This is a genomic window from Marinobacter zhejiangensis (genome assembly GCF_900114775.1).
GTDB classification, from domain to species: domain Bacteria; phylum Pseudomonadota; class Gammaproteobacteria; order Pseudomonadales; family Oleiphilaceae; genus Marinobacter; species Marinobacter zhejiangensis.
Map to the genome: position 1 here is coordinate 108,588 of NZ_FOUE01000005.1, position 24,196 is coordinate 132,783.

20 protein-coding genes are annotated in these 24,196 nt (G+C 56.1%); 10 read left to right on the forward strand and 10 right to left on the reverse strand.

Annotated features, from left to right (window positions below):
- The first annotated feature begins 6 nt into the window (after positions 1 to 6).
- From BMZ67_RS15450 to BMZ67_RS15470, 5 genes are read left to right on the forward strand one after another with little or no spacing between them, the layout of a single operon-like run.
- On the forward strand, positions 7 to 390 hold the full coding sequence (locus BMZ67_RS15450) for an HAD family hydrolase (protein WP_092025183.1): 384 nt from the start codon (positions 7 to 9) through the stop codon (positions 388 to 390).
- Entirely contained in the window at positions 381 to 1,988 is a 1,608-nt protein-coding gene (locus BMZ67_RS15455) for a phosphotransferase (protein ID WP_092025186.1), read from the forward strand. Before BMZ67_RS15450 ends, BMZ67_RS15455 begins: the two co-directional genes overlap by 10 nt.
- Positions 1,985 to 2,719, forward strand: coding sequence for a glycosyltransferase family 2 protein (locus tag BMZ67_RS15460; RefSeq protein ID WP_092025188.1), 735 nt, complete (start codon positions 1,985 to 1,987; stop codon positions 2,717 to 2,719). Before BMZ67_RS15455 ends, BMZ67_RS15460 begins: the two co-directional genes overlap by 4 nt.
- A 10-nt stretch (positions 2,720 to 2,729) precedes the next feature.
- Positions 2,730 to 3,851, forward strand: coding sequence for a glycosyltransferase (locus BMZ67_RS15465; protein ID WP_092025192.1), 1,122 nt, complete (start codon positions 2,730 to 2,732; stop codon positions 3,849 to 3,851).
- A gap of 4 nt (positions 3,852 to 3,855) precedes the next feature.
- Positions 3,856 to 4,836, forward strand: coding sequence for a WavE lipopolysaccharide synthesis family protein (locus tag BMZ67_RS15470; protein WP_092025195.1), 981 nt, complete (start codon positions 3,856 to 3,858; stop codon positions 4,834 to 4,836).
- Here the strand turns inward: BMZ67_RS15470 and BMZ67_RS15475 are convergent.
- The 4 genes from BMZ67_RS15475 to glnE all read right to left on the reverse strand — a co-directional run bounded on the left by BMZ67_RS15475 (position 4,817) and on the right by glnE (position 10,852).
- Positions 4,817 to 6,055 carry an O-antigen ligase family protein gene (locus BMZ67_RS15475; RefSeq protein WP_092025197.1) on the reverse strand — a complete coding sequence of 413 codons (1,239 nt, stop codon included), beginning with the start codon at positions 6,053 to 6,055 and terminating at the stop codon, positions 4,817 to 4,819. The genes BMZ67_RS15470 and BMZ67_RS15475 overlap by 20 nt on opposite strands.
- 45 nt (positions 6,056 to 6,100) lie before the next feature.
- The gene (locus tag BMZ67_RS15480; RefSeq protein ID WP_175481942.1) at positions 6,101 to 6,826 is read right to left on the reverse strand and encodes a 3-deoxy-D-manno-octulosonic acid kinase; all 726 of its coding nucleotides are present in this window, start codon (positions 6,824 to 6,826) and stop codon (positions 6,101 to 6,103) included.
- A gap of 92 nt (positions 6,827 to 6,918) precedes the next feature.
- Positions 6,919 to 7,845 (reverse strand): branched-chain amino acid transaminase, encoded by a 927-nt coding sequence (locus tag BMZ67_RS15485; RefSeq protein ID WP_092025205.1) that lies wholly within the window; start codon positions 7,843 to 7,845, stop codon positions 6,919 to 6,921.
- A gap of 100 nt (positions 7,846 to 7,945) precedes the next feature.
- The gene (gene glnE / locus BMZ67_RS15490; protein ID WP_092025208.1) at positions 7,946 to 10,852 is read right to left on the reverse strand and encodes a bifunctional [glutamate--ammonia ligase]-adenylyl-L-tyrosine phosphorylase/[glutamate--ammonia-ligase] adenylyltransferase; all 2,907 of its coding nucleotides are present in this window, start codon (positions 10,850 to 10,852) and stop codon (positions 7,946 to 7,948) included.
- A gap of 149 nt (positions 10,853 to 11,001) precedes the next feature.
- Between glnE and BMZ67_RS15495 the strand changes: the two genes are divergently transcribed.
- On the forward strand, positions 11,002 to 12,147 hold the full coding sequence (locus tag BMZ67_RS15495; protein ID WP_092025211.1) for an ion channel: 1,146 nt from the start codon (positions 11,002 to 11,004) through the stop codon (positions 12,145 to 12,147).
- A 10-nt stretch (positions 12,148 to 12,157) separates the two neighbouring features.
- Here the strand turns inward: BMZ67_RS15495 and BMZ67_RS15500 are convergent, their stop codons facing one another.
- The 5 genes from BMZ67_RS15500 to typA form a co-directional block, all read right to left on the reverse strand.
- The gene (locus BMZ67_RS15500; RefSeq protein WP_092025215.1) at positions 12,158 to 13,012 is read right to left on the reverse strand and encodes a CYTH domain-containing protein; all 855 of its coding nucleotides are present in this window, start codon (positions 13,010 to 13,012) and stop codon (positions 12,158 to 12,160) included.
- Positions 13,013 to 13,113: 101 nt separating this feature from the next.
- Positions 13,114 to 14,079, reverse strand: a complete 966-nt coding sequence (locus BMZ67_RS15505) for a porin (protein ID WP_092025218.1) — start codon at positions 14,077 to 14,079, stop codon at positions 13,114 to 13,116.
- Between the two features lie 554 nt (positions 14,080 to 14,633).
- Entirely contained in the window at positions 14,634 to 15,092 is a 459-nt protein-coding gene (gene dtd / locus BMZ67_RS15510; RefSeq protein WP_092025563.1) for a D-aminoacyl-tRNA deacylase, read from the reverse strand.
- A gap of 83 nt (positions 15,093 to 15,175) precedes the next feature.
- Positions 15,176 to 16,138: a prolyl aminopeptidase gene (gene pip / locus BMZ67_RS15515; protein ID WP_092025221.1), complete on the reverse strand. Its 963-nt coding sequence runs from the start codon at positions 16,136 to 16,138 to the stop codon at positions 15,176 to 15,178.
- Between the two features lie 159 nt (positions 16,139 to 16,297).
- Entirely contained in the window at positions 16,298 to 18,109 is a 1,812-nt protein-coding gene (typA, locus tag BMZ67_RS15520) for a translational GTPase TypA (RefSeq protein WP_092025224.1), read from the reverse strand.
- Positions 18,110 to 18,662: 553 nt separating this feature from the next.
- On the opposite strand from typA, the gene glnA reads away from it, so the two are divergent.
- The 4 genes from glnA to ntrC all read left to right on the forward strand — a co-directional run bounded on the left by glnA (position 18,663) and on the right by ntrC (position 23,505).
- Positions 18,663 to 20,066 carry a glutamate--ammonia ligase gene (gene glnA, locus BMZ67_RS15525; protein WP_092025227.1) on the forward strand — a complete coding sequence of 468 codons (1,404 nt, stop codon included), beginning with the start codon at positions 18,663 to 18,665 and terminating at the stop codon, positions 20,064 to 20,066.
- A 163-nt stretch (positions 20,067 to 20,229) separates the two neighbouring features.
- A complete protein-coding gene (locus BMZ67_RS15530) occupies positions 20,230 to 20,754 on the forward strand; it encodes a DUF4124 domain-containing protein (protein ID WP_092025230.1) in 525 nt (174 codons plus the stop codon).
- Positions 20,755 to 20,998: 244 nt separating this feature from the next.
- Positions 20,999 to 22,081: a nitrogen regulation protein NR(II) gene (gene glnL, locus BMZ67_RS15535; RefSeq protein WP_092025232.1), complete on the forward strand. Its 1,083-nt coding sequence runs from the start codon at positions 20,999 to 21,001 to the stop codon at positions 22,079 to 22,081.
- Complete coding sequence (gene ntrC, locus BMZ67_RS15540; RefSeq protein ID WP_092025235.1) at positions 22,078 to 23,505, forward strand: nitrogen regulation protein NR(I); 1,428 nt, start codon at positions 22,078 to 22,080, stop codon at positions 23,503 to 23,505. Before glnL ends, ntrC begins: the two co-directional genes overlap by 4 nt.
- A 99-nt stretch (positions 23,506 to 23,604) precedes the next feature.
- Here ntrC and ssb read toward each other — a convergent pair whose 3' ends face one another.
- The gene (ssb, locus tag BMZ67_RS15545; RefSeq protein ID WP_092025566.1) at positions 23,605 to 24,183 is read right to left on the reverse strand and encodes a single-stranded DNA-binding protein; all 579 of its coding nucleotides are present in this window, start codon (positions 24,181 to 24,183) and stop codon (positions 23,605 to 23,607) included.
- Positions 24,184 to 24,196 lie beyond the last annotated feature (13 nt).

The following is a 24,196-nucleotide window of genomic DNA, read 5'->3' on the forward strand; positions in this document are numbered from 1 at the left end:
CTTACCGTGAAAAAACTCGTCGTAGACCTTGATGGAACCATCACCCTGGCCAACACATCGGATTACCCCAATGTGTTGCCCAACCTGGAACTTATCGCAAAGCTCCGGGAGTACAAGTCTCTGGGCTTTGAGATCATCATTCAGACCGCACGAAACATGCGGACGTTTGAGGGCAATGTGGGCAAGATCAACGTCCACACTCTGCCGGTGATTACCGACTGGCTGGAAAGACACGACGTACCGTACGATGAAATCCATGTAGGTAAGCCCTGGTGTGGTTTCGACGGGTTTTACGTGGACGACCGGGCGATCAGGCCTTCCGAGTTTACCCGCCTGTCCCCTCAGGAAATTGACGAGCTCATTGCGCAGGAAAAGCATTCATGTTCCTGATTATGTCTGCGGACTATATCAGCCCGGAACTACGCTCTGAGTTCGGAGGACTTCCCCCAAGTTTTTTACCACTTGGCAACCGGCGACTGTTTCAGCATCAAGTTAAGTCTGCTCCGGATCAAAGCCAGGTTTTTCTGTCGCTGCCAGAGTCTTTCCGCATTGGCGAACAAGACCAGCTCTGGCTGGATCGTCACGGTGTAACCGTGCTCAGCATACCGGACGGGCTAAGCCTTGGCGCCTCTTTGGTTGCTGCACTGAACCTTGCGGAATCGTCCCACGACAGGCCACTGCACGTACTGTTCGGCGACACCCTGATTACCCCCCTGCCACCCGGGGACGACATCGTTGCGATCGCCAAAGTTGAAGACAACTACAATTGGGCCGTCGTGACCGATGACGAAAACAACTGGCTCGTCAGCAGCAATGATGCCTTGGCGTTCCAGGATCATAGCGTGGTCACGGGCTACTTCAAGTTCAGCAGTCCGCGACAGCTGATACGCTGCATCACCCAGTGCAACTGGAACTTCCTGCAAGGGTTAACGCGCTATCGCAATTCCGTAGGACTCAGCACGGTTAAGGTATCCAACTGGCTCGACTTTGGGCACGCCAACACCTACTACCACTCCAAATCCACCTTCACCACCCAGCGCATGTTCAATGAGCTGAAGATCACCCCCAGGTGGATCGAAAAATCCGGCCAGAACAACCGGAAAATCGAGGGAGAAGCCCGCTGGTTTGAACATTTGCCGCCGATGATGAGGCAATATACACCTCAGTACCTTGGCACCCCGAAGCCGGAAGGATCAAAAGAAGCTTTTGCCTATCGGTTGGAGTATCTTCACCACACCGCGTTGAATGAACTCTACGTGTTCGCCGACATCCCTCCCCTGTTGTGGCGCAAGATTCTTCAGCAATGCCTGACCTTCCTGGCGGATTGCCAGACCCACTGCGCGCCCCATGGCGAGCAATCGACCTCACTGCCCCAGTTTTTTACAATCAAGACCCACGAAAGGCTAGACACCTTCTGTAAAGAGCGAGGGTTCGACAAGGCCCAGCCATGGACATTTGGCGGATCCGGAACAACACCTCTGGAACTCTCTATCGCCGACCTGGAGCGGGAAAGCCGACAACGGTTGCCAGAACCGTCCGCCAGCCAGTGCCTGATGCACGGAGACTTCTGTTTCAGCAATATCCTCTATGACTTCCGCACCAACCGGATCAAAGTCATCGATCCAAGGGGAGTCACCCTGGACGGAGCGATCAGTAGTTATGGCGACATCCGGTATGACCTGGCGAAGCTGAGCCACTCCATCCTTGGTCTCTATGACTGGATTGTTGCGGGCTACCATACGACAACGCTTACCGACCACCGGATCGACATCGAATTACCTGAACATAAACGACAAAGAGACATTCAGCAGCAGTTTCTGGAGATGGTCGAAGACCAGTTTTCGTTGACGCCGGTTGAGCTGTACGCCATGCAAATCCAGCTGTTTCTCTCGATGCTCCCGCTGCACGCCGACGACCCACACCGGCAAGATGCCTTGTTGGCCAATGCATTCAGGTTGTATGAATTGATGATAAGGCACCAACAATGATTGTTATTCCAATGGCAGGACTCAGCTCCCGCTTTTTCAAAGCGGGCTTCGACAAACCCAAGTACATGCTGAAAGCTCACGGAAAAACCCTGTTCGAGCACTCGGTTGGCAGCTTTGAGCACTATTTTCAAACACACCCGTTCCTGTTTATCGTGCGCGACATTTACGACACCCCTGCCTTTGTTCACGAACAGTGTGAGCAAATGGGCATTGCAAATTTCCGGGTGGTCACCCTTGAACAGGAAACCCGAGGGCAAGCCGAAACCGTCTATCTTGCATTACAGAAAGCCAAGATCGACAAAGGGCCGATTACGATTTTCAATATAGACACCTTCAGGCCCGGCTTTCGTTTTCCAGAACCTGAAGCAGTCGGCGATGGTTTTCTGGACGTGTTCAAGGGGGGCGGGGACAACTGGTCATTCGCCCGGCCAGCCGGAGATGGCAGCCTGAGAGTTATCGAAACTGCGGAAAAACAGCCCATCTCCAACCTGTGCAGCACCGGGCTATACCACTTCTCGGACCTGAACGACTTCATGCTCAGCTACGAACATTACCTGAGCCTGCCTCAGGAGCACTGGGCTAAAGGAGAACTGTATGTGGCGCCGCTCTATAATTACCTCATCACACTGGGGCGCACCATCTTTTACAACCTGATCCCGCAAAAAGATGTCATTTTCTGCGGCACCCCGGACGAATATCAGGACTTCCAAGACTCATCCAACATCGGCTAGTCAACAGAGCATGAAAATCGCATTTATTCTGGGCGGGTCGACGTACGAGCAGTCGCTCTACCGGGTGACCTTTGATGTAGCCAACGAACTCCGGACCAAGGGTTCTGAGGTGGACTGCGTCTTTTGGGAGAATCCGGGAGCACTTAAAGGCAACGACAAATTCCTTCCCATTTTTGGCCTCTGCAAAGACCGAAGGCGCAGCAAACTGTTTGCCAAACTCTTCACTGCGATATTTGGCAAACACGGTTACTACTACATATTTAGCAAACTCTTTTCGAGACAGCTAAACCTAGCACTCGGACAAGAAGGCTACGACGCCATTTTCTTCCATGGGCAAAGTTGCATCCCCATGCACGCTGGTATCGGTAACAACTATGTCATCGTACACAGCTGCAAGTACGAAAATTTCATCGCCAGGCATCGAGGGTTAAAGAAGCCGTTTTATCGCTGGCTATACCAGAAGATCTACAGTGGCAAAAAACTCCTCACGGTTTCTGACGACGTCGCCAACGATATGGTACACAAGATTGGCGCCAGGCCCCGCAGCATCGAAACCATCCACAACGGTTTTGATTTTGCCCGTCTAGGCAGGGAAATCGCCGCCCCCGAACCAGCAGGCCTGCCAGCAGCCTATCTGATGGCTGCGGGGCGTCCTGACCGCACCAAACGTTTTGACCTCCTCATACGCGCCTATGCCAAGACCCGTAAGGACTATCCGCTGGTTATCTTTGGCAACGGAAAACTGCTTGGCCAGCTGAAAGAGCTGGCCAGACAACTCCAGGTATCTGACCACGTCATTTTCCCCGGGTTCTGCCCCGATATTCTTCCCGCGTTCCGGCACGCAAAACTCTACGTTTCGAGCTCGGATGTGGAAGGGCTGCCTACCGTTATCGTAGAGAGCCTGATTGCGGGAACGCCTGTCGTAGCCACTGATGCCGGTGGTTCCAATGAGCTCCTTGCCGGAGAGCTGAGTCGCTGGATTGTGCCTCGGGGGGACGTAGACGCCCTGGCCAAGGCCATTGACGATATTTTGCTGACCCCACCCAGCGTAAGTGAGAAAAATGTGGCTTTCCTGGACCACCGGTTGATTGCCAACCAGTACCTTCGCTATGCGGAACAGGTAAATGAGTAACCCAATGACAAAATTCGACGACATCACCGTGGTCGTTCAGGGCCCGGTACAAACCTTCCAGGATAGGGAACAGGAGCCCGGCATCACTGAGAAGTGCCTGTCATCGGTCCGAGCCTACCTCCCGGGCGCTACAATCATCCTGTCTACCTGGCCAGACCAGAAGCTGGACGGCCTCGACTACGACGAACTGGTTATCTCGGAAGACCCAGGCCCCAATATCCGAAACTACCATAAAGATGGCAGCCCGCAGTTCTATAACAACAACCGCCAGATTGTGTCTACCCTGGCGGGCCTCCAACACGTAAAGACCCCTTACGCGATCAAACTACGAAGCGATAACTTCCTTACCGGGAACGCATTTGTCGCCATGCAACAACAGTTTCCCAAGCGAGGAGAACCTTTCAGCTTCCTCAGGGAGCGGGTGGTGGTGAGTAACGTCTTTACACGTCGATACGCCAAGGGCTTTGAAGTCGCGTTCCACCTCAGCGACTTTTTCTATTATGGCCTGACAGAAGATCTGCTCAAGATCTGGGACCTGGAGTTGCTGCCGGACCTCCCGTCTTCACAGGCTGACAGCATTCGCGGTGGCCCTGGCGGGTTCCCCATCGACTGCACTCAGATGTTCTGGCTTCGGGCCTTGAACAAATTCTACCCTGACCTGAGCCTGACAGGCTTGCTAGACAACCGGCCTGAAGCGATTGAACAATCCAATCAATGCTACGCGAATAACCTGATCATTGGCTCACCTGCCGACATCGGATTGGGCCTGTGCCAGAAATTTTCTGGCAACGCCCGGATTGCCAGAACCAAAGGCAAATGCGCCCAGTGGCATTTTTTCGAATGGCAGGATCTTTATAGACAGTATTGCGATGTGGCATTCCAGCCTGACGTGACACTTCGACAACGAGTTCGGCTTTTTCTGACCCGTCTGCTTCATGTTTACCCAACCAAGCTGGAAACCGTGCTCAAGCTGCGGAAGGGGTAGCCTTCCGTGGTTCTGGGGGAGCAACCGCGCTGATTGCCGCAGTCAGCACCAGGAACAGGAAAATTGTTTCGGCATGAAGAAGCGGCACATCCGTTAGCCCTGCGGTCACGAACAACAGTGAGACAACAAGCCCGCCATAGCGGCGCCAATCACCACTGGGGGAGGAGAGCGCCAACTTGAATGCCGCCAGTAGTAACAGCGCAAGCGCAGTAAGGCCCAGGACACCTTTCTTGACCAACACATCCACATACTGGTTGTGGAAGTGATTGGCACCGAACCGATAAAGACTCTCTTCAATCAGACCTTGCTCGAACAGCTCTTCCAATGCGTCACGATACTCTCCACCATGACCTAGAACTGGCGCGTCCGCCGCCAGGTGCCGTGCCGAAAGCCACAACTGAAGCCGGACGCCTATAGAGCCGCGATAATTGCCCTCAGCGATGGCGTCGTATTCATTCATTGTCTGCTGAATCCTGCCTTCCATCATTGAAGCACCAACAGCAACCAGCCCGGAGACAATCAGCAATCCCACCATCAGTGAGCGGGATATCCGTCCTTTATGACTGAGAAGGTACTGAACCACCAACATACCAGCAATAAGAACAACAAATGGAATAATCACGCCCCGGGTACGGGTCATGAATACAGCCACCGCGGCAAACACCCCAGCCACCGCCAGAATGATACGCTGCCAGGTAGGAAAACGGCCAAACACGGCTTGCACCAGACACACCAGTGACACAGCCCCAACGGCCACGGCATAGGGAATCGGGTTAATAAATCCGTGAACGCGGGGAACCCCAGAGGTGTACTGCAGTAGGCTATGAACTCCGAACCCAATGGCTGAGACCGCCAAAACCACCATCAGGAATCTGGTGTTAATGTTGAGGCCCCTGAAAACCAACAAGTACAAAGCGACTGCCAGCCAGGCCCGCAACTCCTTCCAGCCCCCCCCCTTCAACCCATAAACAACCCCACCAACAATCACAACGCCCCAAAGAGCGGCAATCAGAAATTTCTGGGAGGAGGCTAGCGTATGACTGCGTTCAAACCTCCCCCCCAGTAACGGGTAGAGCAGCAGTGAGCCTAGCGCCAGCCCCGGTACGTACTTCGCACCTTCAGGAATCCACCACATCAGGGTGAGCACATAGATCATTGGTAACAGGGCAAGCAGGCAACGGGCCTGCCAGAGAATCCCTTTGTATTGGGCGTTGTCCATAGCGACTTCAGTTCGGTTGAGAGTGGTGTGATTCCGGGATCATTACTAAGCGGGGGAACCGCTCTGGCGGTAGCCATCGAGCAGAGAATTCCACCGGTCCGCCAATAACGGTGAATCGCTACCTAGCGCTTTCACAATGGAGCGCTTTAGCCGCTCCAGGTTGGCCTGCTTCCATGGCGCACCATCCTCCGACCCTGAGCGCAACTGCCCCTTGTCAAAATCAATCAGGTAGACGTCACTGTCGCTCAGGAGGACATTGAAGCAGTTTAAATCGGCGTGGTACACGTGGTGATCATGAAAGCGCCTGATCACCGCACCCACCTGCCGCCAACGAGAGAGTGGCAAGCTTTCCAGTACCGCTCCCATGGGCACAGTATCAGACAAGCGTTTCATCAGGATGGCACAGGTATAGAAAGCGCCACGACGGGTACTCCAGGCCGCTGCAACAGGCTCAGGTACAGGAAGCCCTTCACGATGGAGCTGTTCAAGCAATTCAAGTTCGCGGACACAGCGAATCCGGCGCGAACCCGTGTAAAGGTAATGGTTTGACAGGAGCTTGGCGATGAGCCCGCCGCGCAGGTATTGGCGAAGCACCCAGTGCTGGTCGCCAGCATCGATAAACCAGGCGCTACCGCGGCCTCCGCTGCTAACCGGGGTACTGGCCTCCCCCCAATGCTCTGGCGAGAACCAGTCAGGCTGAAACTGCTCTCGGTAGCGAGAACAGACCAGGAAGTGCCCACCGTTATCCGAAACTGTAACGACTTCGGCCACTCCCATCCCTCAGATAATCGGTCATCATTGTTCAGGCTGTCCAGGATCCAGAACGACCGGCAGCGCAGTGGCCAGTCGTTCTGGAACGGTTGTCAGCCATTCACCAGCGTCAGCCAGCCCTTGTTGGCTTCACGCTTGCCCTTCACCGCATCGAAGTACATCGCCTGCAGTTTCTCGGTCAGCGGACCACGCTTGCCTGCACCGATGACGCGACCGTCGAGTTCACGGATCGGCAGGACTTCAGCAGCCGTACCGGTGAAGAACGCTTCGTCAGCAATGTAGACCTCATCGCGAGTAATACGACGCTCGCGAACAGGAACGCCAAGCTCCTTGCAGAAGTCGATGATGGTCTGGCGGGTAATACCTTCCAGACAAGAGGTCAGTTCCGGTGTGTGCAGCACACCATCCCGCAGGATGAAGATGTTCTCACCAGAACCTTCCGCAACATAACCTTCGTTATCCAGCAACAACGCTTCTTCGCAGCCGCTGGCGATTGCTTCGTTCAGCGCCAGCATGGAGTTGATGTAGTTGCCGTTGGCCTTGGCCTTACACATGGTGATGTTGACATGGTGGCGGGTGTAGGACGACGTGCGTACCTTGATGCCCTGCTCACGCGCCTCAGGCGACATATAGGACGGCCAGCTCCAGGCGGCAACCATCACATGCACCTGGAGGTTGTCGGCACGAAGCCCCATGCCTTCAGAGCCCAGGAAAACCATCGGGCGCAGATAGGCTTCATCAAGGTTATTTTCGCGAACGGCTGCACACTGGGCCTGGTTCAGCTCGTCTTTGCTGAACGGCATCTTCATGTTCAGGATATGGGCAGAACGGAACAGGCGGTCGGTATGCTCCTGCAGACGGAAAATCGCAGGGCCCTCGGCGGTGTTGTAGGCGCGCACGCCCTCAAAGCACCCCAAACCATAGTGGAGGGTATGAGTAAGGACGTGGGTTTTGGCTTCACGCCAGGGAACCATTTCACCATCCAACCAGATCAGGCCATCGCGATCTGCCATCGACATTGTACGTGCTCCTAAACAGGCAAATTCCGGAAAACAGGCATTCTAGCAGGAATAATCCCCGGCACGCAGCTACCATTTAAGCCACACGCTGGGGGAGGCTTCACGCCTCCATAACGCTAGCCCATACGGCTCTGATATAACGTCGCTCCTCCGGAAAGGCATCCCCTTCCACCTGACTGTTCAACTTTTGCAAGGCCCGTCGGTGAATGGTTGAGCGCAGCGTTATATAAGCCTCTCGCAGCTGCTCGGTGTCTTCGACAGGCAGGATTCCAGCTCGGCCCAACTCCTCAAGCTGACGAATGTTATCCGACCACTTGGTCAACTCCGGGTGATTGGCGCTGTTGGCCAGCACCAGGTACTGAACCATGAACTCGATATCGACAATCCCGCCGCGGTCATGCTTCATATGAAATACGGTCGGGGGCTCTCCGGCGGATTCAGGGGTTCCCAGGTTGGCACGCATCTTTTCCCGCATCTCAACCACCTCGGAGCGAAGTTTGTCTCCGTCCCGTTGCTGACACAGGATGTCGTGACGCACCGCCTCAAATGCCGCCAGCGTCACGCTGTCCCCAGCAACGCCACGAGCACGGGCCAGAGCTTGATGTTCCCAGGTCCAGGCATCGTGATGCTGGTAACGATCGAAGGCTCCCAGGGTGCTCACAAGAAGCCCCGAGTTGCCTGAAGGGCGCAACCGCATATCCACTTCATAAAGCTGCCCTGATGGCGTCTGGGTGCTGAGAATATGCACAATCCGCTGTCCCAGCCGGGTGTAGAAAATTGAGTTATCGACCGGCCGCTCACCGTCCGTCGATTGCTCCGGGTCACCGTTATGGATAAACACCAGATCCAGATCCGAGGTATACCCCAGCTCAATACCCCCGAGCTTGCCATAACCCACCACCGCAAAATCGGTATTACTCACTTCCCCGTCCGCCCGGCGTGGATAGCCGTGACGACTCACGAGGTTGGAAAACGCCACATCCACCACGTGATCCAGAACCACTTCCGCAATCCAGGTGAGGTAATCACTCACTTTCATCAGCGGCAAAGTCCCTCGCAACTCGGACGCCGCTACCCGGAGGATGTGCGCCTTCTTGAAGTGACGGAGGGACTCCATCTGCTCCTCAAGGTCATCGTAGGAGATGCGCAACATCTGCTGACGCAGGTCGTCCTGGAGCTCACGTTTAGAGGGCGGGTGGTAAAGGCTTTCAGCATTCAGCAGCTCGTCCAGCAGCAAGGGAGTCTCAGCAAGCTGGCTGGCAATCCAGGGGCTTTCGCTGCACAGCCGGACCAACTGCCCGCTGGCCCCAGGGTTCTCCAGCAGCAACACTAGGTACGCCGTCCGGCGCAACACGGCTTCCACCAACTGCAGCACCCGCTCCAATGTCTCGGACGGGTTATCCACTTGGGTGACCGCTTCCAGCAGCACCGGCATAAACTGGTTGAGACGCTGTCGCCCCTGGCTCTGCATGGTCTGACAAGCCCGGCTCTGGCGAAGGTCTACCAGCGCTTTAACAGTCTGCTGAGGGGTCTCGTAACCGTGTTTTTCCAGCCACTGAAACGCCTGTTCCTCCTCCAGCTCTCCCAGCCAAAGGGCGGCCCAACCTTCATCCAGTTCATCCTTGGTGCTGTCATCGTCCTCCACGGTGATGATGTCGGCGAAGTGCCGGGCCACCTGGCTCCGATGTCTATCCAGCGCAACCTTAAAGGTGTCCCAATTCTCAAACCCCATGATCAACGCGACCCGAGCCTGGTCCAGCGGGGAATCCGGCAATAGCTGGGTCTGCTTGTCGGCAATGCCCTGGAGCGCGTGTTCCAGGTCCCGAAGGAACACATAGGCATCCCTCAACTCTGAAACAACCACTGGGGGCAGCAACTCCAGCGCTTCCAGCACCCCCAGGATGACCTGAAGCTCCCGCTGCTGAAGCTCCCGCTCACGCCCTCCCCGGATCAACTGAAACGCCTGAACGACGAATTCGATCTCCCGAATTCCCCCGGCGCCCAGCTTGATGTCGTTTTCCAACCCCTTGCGCCGCACCTCCCGGTTGATCATCGCCTTGAGGCTGCGCAGGGATTCAAAGGCGCTGAAGTCGATATAGCGACGGTAGACGAAGGGCCGCAAGCTCTGCATCAGCACTTCACCCAGGCGTTGATCTCCGGCAACCACTCGCGCCTTGACCATCGCGTAGCGCTCCCACTCCCGCCCCTGGTCCTGATAATAGGTTTCCAGGGCCGAAAAGCTCAGCGCCAGGGCACCACTCTGGCCATAGGGACGTAACCGCATGTCGACCCGGAACACAAAGCCATCCGCATTGATTTGATCCAGGGCCTGTATCAAACGCTGCCCAAGACGCACGAAGAACTGCTGGTTATCGAGCGACCGTCGCCCTCCCTGGGTTTCGCCATGGCTGGGAAAAGCAAAGATCAGGTCAATATCGGAGGACACATTCAGCTCACGCCCGCCAAGCTTCCCCATTCCCAACACCACCATGGGCTGGGCCACTTCTTCACCGGTCACCGGGTCCAACCCGAACGGGGTTCCGAGTTGCTGGCAACAGTCGTCGTAGAGCCAGTCCAGAGCCGCCTGAATACAGGTATCAGCAAAGGCACTGGTGGCGGCGATGGTTTCAGCCAGGTCAGCCCACTTCATCAAGTCCCGCCAGATGATCCGAAATTGGCTTTCTTTGCGGAATCGGCGCAGTGCCCGCTGCAGGGAAGCCTCATCAGTCACCGTAGCCAGGTAGTCCTGCCAGCGTGCCTGAAGAAAGTCCGGGCTAGTTACATCCGTCAACGGCCTGGCCTGCCAGGCTTCGGCAACCAAGGAAGCATCCTGTTCCAGCACCTGGCGCAGAAACGTACTGCGAGCCAGGGCTTGTGCCAACTGGGGCTCAGTCAGGCCACCTTCCGCACCAATCCAGGCGGGTAAGCCGGACGAAAACAGCGCCGGCCACGCACCGGCAACGTCGTCAGCCAGTACCTTTGGCAACCCATCCCACGGCTCGGACATAATGCAAACCCCTGTTAGTCTGTTATATTCCTTCAGGAGCCTCTGATAGCCCTGAAAATTCCTTGAGTGTTCACACTTTATAACGATCAGCCAAGTAACAAAACAGCCGCCCGGCGCAGAGTGTCCGGGTAAGAACCAACTGGAACTTCATGCAACGAGACAGACGCCCTCTCAACCCCGAGCATCAGCTATCGCATCTACCCATGGCGGGCATCATCCGCGCACGGATGAAACGACTGTTCATCACTCTCGGAGCCCTTCTGGTTTGCCAGACGCTCGTGCTCTGGGCCGCCGAAGACCTGACTCTGTTTGAAGCCGCCTGGCTAACCATGACCACGGTCGTCACCGTGGGTTACGGCGACTATGCCCCGCAGACAGCCATTGGCAGGATCAGCACCATTCTGGTGATGTTCATCGCCGCCATCACACTGATGACACTGATCATCAGTGACTTTATCGAGTATCGTTTTTACCGAAGGGAACGCATCTTAACCGGACGCTGGATCTACAAAATGAAAGACCACATTCTGATCATCAACACCCCAAGGCATGGTGGTGAACAGTACTTCACCCGCATCGCTGCCCAGATACGCGCAGTTCCCGGTTACGAAACCGTCCCTATCCTGATTCTCACTCGAGCCTATCCCGGCGGCCTGCCTCCGGAGCTGGCCGACAACGGCCTGATTCACTACCACGCCAGCGGCAGCGAGCCCGGCGCCCTAAAGGCCGTCCAGGCAGGCGATGCCCGGCACATTCTGGTGCTCGCCGATGACGAATCAGACCCAACGTCCGACAGCCTGACGTTTGATATCTGCCACCGGCTCAGCGAAGCCAATCTAAGTAACCGTGTCATTGCCGAGATCGTGCGGGATGAAAACCGTTCCCGGTTCTCGCAGCTGGGGATCAAAACCATGATTCGCCCCGTCCGAACCTACCCGGAAATCATGGTCAAGGCCGTAGTCGCTCCCGGCTCGGAGCGGGTACTGGAAGACATGTTCAATTACGAAGAGGATCACCCTCATCGTTACGACCTGGTTCTGGATGACCTGAACTGGGCTGACATCGTCAGTGCGCTGATCCGGCACGGCATCGGTACCGCACTGGCCTACATCAACCACGAGAATGAAGTGGTCTGCCACCCGGAAGTGAACGGGGAAATCGAAGGAAAAGGCCTGATTGTTCTGGTCAAATCCAAGGACACCCCCACCCTGGAAGTGGTTGAGGAAGCCCTGGATCGCTACCGCACCTTTCTAGACAAGTGGCACGATATGCAGGAAAAGGCAGGGAATGTATGAGGCCGCTTACCTAGCAGCCCAGTAACGCCAACTGGAGCCTGCCAAGACCCTGGACCTGCATAGGGACAGGGTTCGCTTTCAGGTCGTCTAACAGATTCACATCACCAGGCGAGCCAGCTGCCCTCACCGTATTACCCTCAAGCTTACTCTCAAGCTCACCCATCGCCGCTGACAACTCGCTGGTTACTTCGCCATTCAGCCAAAGCACACTGACACCATGAAAGAAACGGGTAACGGCATCTGCGTCCGCCGGTAGCGGCTCAGGCTCATGTATACCTGCCAGGTGGTAGCCCTGTTCCGCCTTGCTGATCAGGTTGATAAAAAAGGGCACTTGCTCAGCCAGCTTACGAGCCCAAACCAACAGTCGCGCCTCATCACCGGACTTTAACTCGAACTCCAGCTCGCACAACGGTACGGATTGGCGTCCGGATCGGATTTCTCCCGTGTCGAAAGCACACTCGATAACCGCCTCACCGTCATCAAGCATCACAACCTGGCGCTCAAAGTTTGTTTCAAACACCGGCCCAAGCTGCCCCAAGTCCAAATCATTCGCCAGGGAAGTCTTTGCCAGCAAGGAGAAATCCAGGTCCGCACTCGGTACCTCCCACTCCCATTCCTGACGGCGATGGGCACCATTGACGAATTCCCCCTGGGTTTTCAGGGTCTGGATAAAACACTCGCCCGCCTGCCGGATACGCAGTGCCGCCCGCCGCCGGTTCAAGTCAGCCTCGCCAGTGTCGAAATAGGTGTTAATTAGTTGTTTTCTTGCCCCGGGCGACGCTCCTTCTTGGTCAAGCAACCACTCATAGGCCTGCCGGGAAGATTCCCGCGAGAGGGTGAGTTTGATTTCCAGTTCCTGAGCCATGGCGAACCTTACAAAAGAGATGTTTTCCAGCATACACAAAAAAACGGCGACCCGAAGGTCGCCGCTTTTTTTTACTTCAACTAAATCAGCTGAGGGCTGAATCAGAAGTAGTAGGTAGCACCCAGAGCAACACCAGTTGTCTCCAGGTCGGCGTCAACACCACCGATAGTGGCTTCGCCGTCGATCCACTGCCCTTCAACGTACACGTACATGTTGTCAGACAGGTTGTGCAGCGCTTGAGCCAGTACGCGGTTGGCTTCGTCACCGTTGTCGAAATCAGAGAATTCGTAGCCCAGTGCGAAGTTGTTGGCACCCATGCTGTAAACACCCAGCAGGGAAGCCTTGTCCACAGCGTCCTTCACAGTTTCATAAGCGAAGGAAACGTTCAGGTCACCCAGGCCTTGAGAAACAGAGATACCGTAGGCGTTTTCGTTGGTACCAGGAGCGCCGCCGTCGTTGGAATCCACACCGAATGCTACAGTGGTGTCACCCATGGAGTAGGCAGCAGTCAGGATGAACGGCAGGTTGCTGTCGCCCTTGCCTTTGTCATCGGTATCGCCGTTAACCTGAACAGCAGCACCCAGGGTCAGACCACCGAAAGAAGGAGTCAGGTACTGAACCATGTCGCCTTCGCCAGTCGCGCCCAGGTCAGACACGCCGTAGAACTCGAAGTAATCGTTGATGTTGATAGCATCTTCGTAGATGGTGTCGTCAGAACCAACCCATACTTTACCGAAATCGCCTTTCACACCAATGTAGGCTTCATCCAGGCTGCTCAGGCCAGAGCTGCTAGACTTGTCGTCAGCGTCAAACTCAAATTCAGCCTTGAAGAAACCAGTCAGGCCTGGAGCAATTTCGTGCTCGTGCTTGATACCCAGGGTAGAGCCGTTATCCATATGCTCGTAACCGTGGTCGCCAACAGTTACACCGCCAGCCTTAACTTCAGAATCCTCGTAGGCAACGGCCAGCTGGATGTTACCGTAAACAGTCGGCATGTTGCTTTCAGCCAGGGCTGCGCCGGAGAAAGTAGCCGCTGCAATAGCTGATGCGATGAGCGTCTTTTTCATGTTGCGTCTTCCTTTTTTGAGTTAACTCAGGTTTTAGCTTTGTCGGGTTTTACCCGTTTTTTTAATGACTTCGACAATTAAGCCCAAGAACGCGCCCAATTGTGTGTCGTAAACATGTCACTTTCGTGACAAATAGTAAATGGCGACTTATGTTTTAAGGCGCCCGGAATTGGGGCATCCACACCACTCCAATCCCAACCCTCAAACCGCCCGACTGATGCCATTTTCGGCTCCGCTGGCACTCTATTGCCACCGAATCGTTTTAGGTCAGTCACTTACACCGCTTACTTAAAGAAGTGTGTAATGGGCTATTTTTAATACAATGAATTCTTATTTGCAAATTTTTATACCTGTTTTTTTAGTCCATTTTGTGACACAGGTAGATGGTTTTATAGCCATGCAATTCAGCCAACCGCTATTCAAAGCAAGGGCCAGAAATCATTTTCTTAATAAATATCAATACGATAATAGAAAAATAAAAATCGTGCGTGCCGCCAGCCACTCCCGAGCTCCAAACCAACGCACTCAATTGGCCTCTTTCTCACCGGTACGCACTATTTCGAAGCCCCAGTCGTTTCCAGCAAAAACGTAACAGGGCCATCATTAACCAGGGAAACCTGCATATCAGCCCCGAAACGCCCCTCACCCACCTGATCAGGCCCTAGGACATCCCGCGCCAACCCAACAAAATAAAGATAGAGTTCACGGGCAACGTCTGGCGCTGCGGCGGTCGAAAACCCCGGGCGGGTTCCAGAGCCCGTATCGGCGGCCAAAGTGAATTGGGGTACAACCAACAACGACCCGGAAATATCACTCAGGCTACGGTTCATGCGCCCTTGGTCGTCAGGAAAAACACGGTAGGAAAGAATTTTTTTGCAGAGCAACTCTGCCTGGCCGGGCCCATCGTTACGCTCTACACCAAGCAATAACAACAGACCGGTGGAAATCTCAGAGACCCGCTCCCCATCCACGGAAACGCTCGCCTGAGTTACTCGTTGAATCAGTCCCTTCATGTTCACTCTGCGAATTGACACAGGAGGGGCGGGATTTTATCCGTCGCAGAGGGGTTCCCGCAAGTAACAGAGTGTTGCTGCAGTTACTCGCGCTTTTTCTCGATTTTAGCCACCACCTCATCCACTGCCTTGATTAGCGCATCAACAATGGCGGGTTCAGAGGCCGAATGGCCGGCATCACGAATGATGTGAAGGTCGGCATCCGGCCAGACCCGACTCAGTGCCAGGGCATTATCCAATGGGCAGACCATGTCATAACGGCCATGCACAATGATACCGGGAATCCCTTCAAGTACAGACGTATTGTTGAGGATCTGATCGGGTTCAAGAAAGGCACGATTCATGAAGTAGTGGCACTCAATCCTGGCAAGTGCAATCGCCACATGGGGGTGGCCGAACCGATCCACTACCGCGGGATTCGGGTGCAGCGTTGCACAGCGCCCCTCCCAGACCGACCAGGCCTTCGCCGCCTGGATCTGCTCCAATTCGTTGGTGCTCGTCAGCCGGCGATAGTAGGCCGACACCATATCGTGTCGTTCAGACTCTGGTATCGGCTCCAGGAAGTCTTCCCAGTAGTCGGGAAAGACCCGGCTGGCGCCTTCCTGATAAAACCAGTGAATATCCTCTGGCCGACACAGGAAAATCCCCCTCAGGACCAACCCCATAACTCTTTCAGGGTGGGCCTGGGCGTACACCAGGCTCAACGTAGACCCCCAACTCCCCCCAAAGAGCAGCCACTTATCAATCCCAAGGAACTGCCGGACCTGCTCCATGTCCGCCACCAGGTCGGCTGTGGTGTTTCCCTCCAGCTCCGCCAACGGCGTTGAGCGACCTGCCCCCCGCTGGTCCAGCAGAATGATCCGGTAGCGCTCCGCGTCGAAGAAGCGGCGGTAATAGTCCTCACAACCGCCCCCAGGGCCGCCATGAACCACCAGCACCGGTATACCGGCCGGATTACCACTTTCTTCCAAGTATAACTCATGGGGCGCCGCCACACTCAGGCGGTGGCGGGCGTTAGGCTGGATTTCCGGGTATAGGTTCAGCATGGCAGGTATGAAGGGTCCTGATCCGGCGAGTTTTACCGGAGTATGGCACGAAATCCGACACCCGACCCGAGCCTCCCTACAAAAAAAGGAACACCACAAAAAAAGGCGACCCGGGAGGGGGCCGCCTTTCATACTTACTGCTCACCTCAGGCGAGCGGCTTACTTCTTGTGGGCGCGCTTACGCTCATTTTCAGTCAACAGCTTCTTACGAAGGCGGATTGACTTCGGCGTAACTTCCACCAGCTCATCGTCTTCGATGAACTCAAGCGCCTGCTCAAGGGTAAACTTGATCGGCGGTACCAGGCCAATCACTTCGTCCTTGCCGGACGCCCGCATGTTATCGAGCTTCTTACCCTTGGTCGGGTTAACGACAAGATCATTGTCCCGGCTGTGAATACCACACAGCTGGCCTTCATAGATTTCCTGACCTGGATCCAGGAACAGCTTGCCACGGCTCTGCAGGGTCTCCAGGGAGTATGTCAGCGCCGTACCTGTCGCCATGGACACCAGCACACCGTTCTGACGACCTGTGACTTCACCGCTCTTGATCGGGCCATAGTGGCTAAAGGTGGAAGTCAGGATGCCGGTACCAGAGGTCATGGTCAGGAAGGTGTTCCGGAAACCAATCAGGCCACGCGCCGGGATAGTGTACTCAAGGCGCATACGCCCTTTTCCATCCGGCGCCATGTTGGTCAGGTCGCCCTTACGCAGGCCCATCTGCTCCATCAGGGAACCCTGGTGCTGCTCCTCGATGTCGATGATGACGTTCTCGTAAGGCTCCTGCTTCTCGCCATCCACTTCCTTGATAACAACCATCGGGCGACCAACGGCCAGCTCGAAGTTCTCACGACGCATGCTCTCGATCAGGACCGACAGGTGCAGCTCACCACGTCCGGATACCTTGAACTTGTCCGCGGAGTCACCTTCTTCAACACGCAGGGCAACGTTGTGCAGCAGTTCCTTATCCAGGCGATCCTTGATGTTCCGGCTGGTGACGTACTTGCCTTCTTTACCACAGAACGGCGAGTCGTTGACCTGGAAGGTCATGGATACCGTCGGCTCATCAACCGTCAGCGGAGGCAGCGCCTCAACGTTGGACGGATCACACAGCGTGTCGGAAATGTACAACTCATCCAGACCGCTCACACAGACGATGTCGCCAGCCTGGGCCTCTTCAACTTCCACGCGCTGCAGACCGGAGTGCCCCATGATTTTGAGGATACGACCCTGACGCTTCTTGCCGTCAGCGCCCAACGCAGTCACCGCAGTATTGGTCTTGACCCGGCCACGCATGATGCGGCCGATGCCGATGACACCGAGGAAGCTGTTGTAGTCCAGCTGGGAGATCTGCATCTGGAATGGTCCATCCAGATCAACGGAAGGTGCAGGAACATGGTCAACAATCGCCTGGAATACGGCGTCCATGTTGTCGTCCATTTTCTCATGATCCAGGCCGGCAATGCCGTTCAGGGCGCTGGCGTAAACGATCGGGAAATCCAGCTGCTCGTCCGTCGCACCCAGGCTGTCAAACAGGTCGAACACCTGGTCGATTACCCAGTCAGGACGGGCACCAGGACGGTCAATCTTGTTCACCACAACGATCGGACGCAGGCCCGCGGCAAACGCTTTCTGGGTAACGAAACGAGTCTGCGGCATCGGGCCGTCGATGGAATCCACCACCAGCAGCACGCAATCCACCATGCTCATCACCCGCTCTACTTCACCACCAAAGTCGGCGTGTCCCGGGGTGTCCACGATATTGATGTCGTAGCCATTCCATTTCAGGGCGGTGTTTTTCGCCAGGATGGTAATACCACGCTCTTTTTCCTGATCGTTCGAGTCCATGACCCGCTCGTTCTCGAGCTCTTTGCGCTCCAGGGTGCCGGACAAACGCAGCAGCTTATCTACAAGGGTGGTTTTGCCATGGTCAACGTGGGCGATGATGGCGATATTACGAAGTTTCTCAATCACGACTGTAATCCTGCGACATGCGGTATCGACCTGAGAGGGTCAGGGGGTGGATGACCAGCCCCACGCATGCCGTCTCAAATCCGTAGAAGTAAATGTACAGGTCTGCCCGTGCAGACCGCTTCGCCCAGCTTGACAAAGATCAGCAAAGCGGCGCGAAGTATAGCGGAAAGTCTGTGGTGAGAATATGAAGAATAGTGCTTACCGCAATCTTAAGCAGGCTGCGCACACTTATAGTGCACAGACACGATTGGCGCACTATTTTGGTTCACGCATTGGATGAACTTCTCGCTTACGCAGAGGGTCGCCAGCGCCAAAACGGCCCAGTAACGCCCGCGCTGCGCCTTTCTGGAGCATCATGAAAAAACTGGCAAGCCGTTTGCTTAATGCTTGTCAGCCATTTTTGAAGGTAAGCTGCTACCGCTTCTGCTAAGCTGCGCAAACCTGATAAATCAGCCGGGATCAGGCCCAACCTCAGATTGGCTCAGAGATTCACCCCCGGCGCCAAGAACATAGAAAAACCCCGCTCTGCGGGTAAACCAACGGAGCTTGCATAATGTCCAAAACGATTGATCTGATCAAAGAACACGAAGTGAAATGGATTGACCTGCGTTTCACCGATAGCCGCGGTAAAGAGCAGCACGTGACCATGCCTGCTACCGAAGTCAACGAAGACTTCTTCGCCGACGGCAAGATGTTTGACGGGTCTTCTATTGCCGGCTGGAAAGGCATCAACGAATCCGACATGATCCTGATGCCGGATGACAGCAGCTCCGTTCTGGATCCGTTCACCGAAGAAACCACCGTCAACATCACCTGTGACATCGTTGAACCCACCACCATGCAAGGCTACGAGCGTGATCCCCGCTCCGTTGCCCGTCGCGCTGAAGAATACCTGAAGTCCACCGGCATCGCCGACGGCGCCCTGTTTGGCCCTGAGCCTGAGTTCTTCGTCTTCGATTCCGTTAAGTGGAACGTTGACATGAGCGGCGCCAGCTACGCCATCCACTCCGAAGAAGCCGCCTGGGTTTCCGGCGAAGACTTCGAGCGCAACAACATCGGTCACCGTCCTGGCGTAAAAGGCGGCTACTTCCCGGTTCCGCCGGTAGACAGCCTGCACGACCTGCGTGGCGCCATGTGTGCCGCCATGGAATCCATGGGTCTGGAAATTGAGGTTCACCACCACGAAGTCGGTACTGCGGGTCAGTGCGAAATCGGCGTTGGCGCCAACACCCTGGTGAAGAAGGCCGACGAAGTACAGATCCTCAAGTACTGCGTCCACAACGTGGCCCACGCCTACGGCAAAACCGCCACTTTCATGCCTAAGCCGCTGGTTGGTGACAACGGTTCCGGCATGCACGTTCACATGTCCCTGAACAAAGACGGCAAGAACATCTTCGCTGGCGACGGCTATGCTGGCCTGAGCGAAATTGCCCTGTACTACATCGGCGGTATCATCAAGCACGCCAAGGCCATCAACGCCTTCACCAACTCCTCCACCAACAGCTACAAGCGTCTGGTTCCGGGCTTTGAGGCTCCGGTTATGCTGGCTTACTCTGCCCGCAACCGCTCTGCTTCCATCCGGATTCCGTACGTGAACAGCGCGAAGGCACGTCGTGTGGAAGTTCGCTTCCCTGACCCGGCAGCCAACCCGTACCTGGCCTTCGCTGCCCTGATGATGGCTGGCCTCGACGGCATCCAGAACAAGATCCACCCTGGCGATGCCATGGACAAGGATCTGTACGACCTGCCGAAAGAAGAAGCCATGTCTATCCCGACTGTGGCCGAAACCTTCCAGGAAGCCCTCGATGCCCTGCAGGCTGATCACGAGTTCCTGACCCGTGGCGGCGTGTTCACCGAGGACATGATCGCTGGCTTCGTAGATCTGAAGCGTGGCGAAATCGAGCGCCTGAACATGACAACTCACCCGGTTGAGTTCGACATGTACTACTCCTGCTAATTCCTGAGGGAAGCAGCAGTTCTAAAGCCCCGCCCCGTGCGGGGCTTTTTTATGGATCAGAAAGCCCGTTAACGCTTTGTAACGATTACGGAAACCCTAGACATTGCAAACTTCAAACCCGCTACCGATAATCAAAGGCTGATAACGATAATGGAACAGAGCCATGACCTTCAGAGCCGGATTGATTGCCAGTTTGCTGGTGTGCACAGCAGCCCCTGCTGCCGCTGAGATCTATCGCAATGTAGACGCCGACGGCAACGTCACCTACTCCGACGAGCCCAGCTCCGGCTCAGAAGCCATCGACGTGCAGCCTGTTACCACCATCACCCTGCCCAAACTTGAGGATGTCACCACGCAAAGCGCCGCCCCCGAGCGCGCAGAGCCGGCATCAGAAAGCTACAGTAACCTTGAGATCATTGCGCCCGGCAACAACGAGGCCTTCCACTCTGGCAGCGGCGATGTCGCCTTCCGGGTAACCAGCAGCCCGGCACTGAGGCAGGGACACAAGTACGAAATCTCACTGGATGGCCAACCCGTTGGACAAAGCACCTCGGGTGACATTCTGGTGCGCAATATCGACCGGGGAACTCACCAGGCCACCGTCAACATCATCGACAGCAACGGTATGCCGGTTCAATCTGGCGGTAGCGTCTCTTTTACCATCCACCGCCCCTCATCGTTGCACTAACCCCTCCTGACCCCCGAATCGCGCGCACTTTTTTGGTGCGCGCGCACCAACAAAACGCGATACTCTGATCAAGACTAGGGCGTGATTTTGATAATCCCGCCCTCTTGCGCCAGTCTGTAGCAGCACACCAGCGGACCAGACCAACTTTAGGGCCAGGCTTTACCGATATTCGCACCCATTTGCCCCCGAATTCGCAAAGTGGTTCGCTTTTTGCAGCGTTGCTTCTTATAGCAAGGGGAACCTCATGGCGACTTCGTCTGGATACAAACACATACTGGACAACCTGACCACGGCAGTCTTGGTACTCGACTCAACGCTCAACGTGCAGTACCTGAACCCGTCTGCCGAAAGCCTGTTCGAGACCAGCGTCACTCGCGTCAGGGGGGTGCCGATCGCCGACCTGCTGGTGGAGTCCGAAGAAGCACTGGACACCCTTCATGCCGCGGCCTTGAATGGCCAGTCGTACACCAAGCGGGAAACCGAGTTTTACCTGATCAGCGGCAACCGGCTAACCGTCGACTATTCCGTCTCCCCCATTAACAGCGACCCGCTGGAACTGCTGCTGGAAATCCAACCCAGGGACAGGCTGCTTCGGATCAGCCGCGAGGAAGACATCATCTCGCAGCAGGAAACCAGCCGAATCCTGGTCCGGGGCATGGCCCATGAGATCAAGAATCCATTGGGGGGCATCCGCGGCGCGGCCCAGCTGCTAGACCGGGAGCTGACGGATGAGGGGCAGAAAGAGTATACCCAGATCATCATTGACGAGGCCGACCGCCTTCGCAGCCTGGTGGACCGGATGCTGGGCCCCAACCGCGCCCTCAAACTGGCCAACACTAACATCCATGAAGTTCTGGAGCGGGTGAAATCGCTGCTGGAGGCCGAAAGCCGGGGGCGGATCCAGTTCCGCCGCGATTACGACCCCAGCCTGCCAGAACTGTTCGGAGATAAAGAGCAACTGATCCAGGCGTTCCTGAACATCGCCCGCAACGCCATGGAAGCCGCGTTTGAACACCAGGCCGCCGGTGGCGCTGGAGAAACACCCACCATCACCCTGCGCACCCGGGCTTTGCGCCAGTTCACCATTGGCCATACCCGGCACCGGCTGGTGTGTCGGGTCGATGTCATCGACAACGGCCCCGGCATCCCCCCCGAACTGCAACAGAATATTTTCTATCCCATGATCAGTGGCCGCGCGAGTGGCACCGGGCTGGGATTGTCCATTACACAGAGCATCATCGGCCAACACCACGGGCTCGTCGAATGTGAGAGCGAGCCCGGCAAGACCGACTTCATCATCTTTCTGCCTTTGGAGAGCACCCCATGACCCAATCGGCAAACGTCTGGATCATCGACGATGACCGAAGCATCCGCTGGGTACTTGAACGCGCCCTGACCCAGGAGGGCATGCAGCCCCGGGTTTTCGAGAATGGCGAGAGCATCATCATGCGCCTTGAGCACGAGCAGCCGGATGCCATCATCAGCGACATCCGTATGCCCGGCATTGATGGCATTACCCTGCTGTCCAACATTGTGGAACGCTACCCGGACCTGCCGGTCATTATCATGACCGCCCATTCCGACCTGGAAAGTGCGGTCACCAGCTACCAGACTGGTGCGTTTGAATACCTGCCCAAGCCCTTTGATGTTGATGACGCAGTTGCCCTGGTCAAGCGTGCCGTCGCTCACAGCCACGAACGTCGCGCCACCATTGAACCGGTTCCTGACAGCGGACAGAGAAATACTGAGATCATCGGTGAAGCACCGGCCATGCAGGAAGTGTTTCGCGCCATTGGCCGGTTGTCCCACTCAAACATCACCGTTTTGATCAACGGCGAAAGCGGTACCGGCAAGGAACTGGTTGCCCAGGCTCTCCACAACCACAGCCCACGGGTAAGTCACCCGTTTATTGCCCTGAACATGGCTGCTATTCCCAAAGACCTGATCGAGTCCGAACTGTTCGGCCACGAGAAAGGCGCCTTCACCGGTGCCGGCGCCGCCCGTCAGGGCCGTTTCGAGCAGGCCAACGGCGGTACGCTGTTTCTCGATGAGATCGGCGACATGCCCGCTGACACCCAGACCCGGCTCCTGCGCGTGCTGGCAGACGGCGAGTTTTACCGGGTGGGTGGCACCACCCCCATCAAGGTCGATGTCCGCATCATCGCAGCGACGCATCAGGATCTGGAAAAGCTGGTCAACGACGGCGCGTTCCGGGAAGACCTTTTCCACCGCCTCAACGTTATTCGGGTCCACCTGCCAAAGCTTGCTGAGCGCAGGGAAGACATTCCCCGGCTGATGCAGCACTTCCTCAAGCGGGCCGCCAAGGAACTCGCGGTCGAGCCAAAACTGCTTCGCCAGGAAGCCGAGGAATACCTCACCACCCTGCCCTGGCCCGGCAACGTTCGCCAACTGGAGAACACCTGCCGCTGGCTGACGGTGATGGCCAGTGGCCGGGAAATCCATATCGATGACCTGCCACCGGAGCTGCTGGAGCAGGCCGACGCACCTCCCACCGGGCAAACCTGGCAGGAGGGCCTGCGCGGCTGGGCGGAACAAGAGCTGAAGCGGGGGCACAAAGGTATTCTGGATACTGCCGTGCCGGAGTTTGAACGCATCATGATTGAAACCGCCCTCAAGCACACCGGTGGCCGTCGTCGTGACGCCTCCATCCTGCTCGGCTGGGGACGCAACACCCTGACCCGAAAGATCAACGAGCTGGGGATGGACAGCGAAGATCACTCGGACGAATAGCCGACAAACCTGGTGTCAGCACCACAAACAAAAAGCCCCGCAGAAGCGGGGCTTTTTGTTTGTGGTCACGCCTTACACGTCACCGTTTCGATATCCGGATCAGAACGGGATATCGTCATCGAAGTCGTCCACCGGCTCCGGCATGTTCTGCGGTGCGGGCTGGCTATAACCGCCACTATGGCCACCGCCTTGCGGCATACCACCCTGTTGTTGCATACCACCTTGCTGCATGCCGCCCTGCTGTTGCGGTGCAGGCTGGTTGTAGGACTGCTGCTGAGGACGACCGGCCGGCGCACCGCCCTGGTTCATGCCCATGCCGCCGCCTTCACCACCGCGGCTGTCCAGCATCTGCATCTGGCCGTTAATATCGACCACGATTTCCGTGGTGTAACGGTCCTGGCCACCCTGATCCTGCCATTTACGGGTTTGCAGCTTGCCTTCAATGTAGATTTTGGAACCTTTACGCAGGTACTGGCCAGCAACTTCCGCGATCTTGCCGAACATCACTACCCGATGCCACTCAGTCTTGGGAACCATCTGGCCGGTCTGACGGTCCTTATAACTTTCATCCGTTGCCAAAGTCAGGTTAACAACCGCATTGCCGCTGGGTGTGTAACGGGTTTCCGGGTCCTGTCCCAGGTTACCGATAAGAATTACCTTGTTTACGCCTCTTGCCATGATCAGCTCCCGA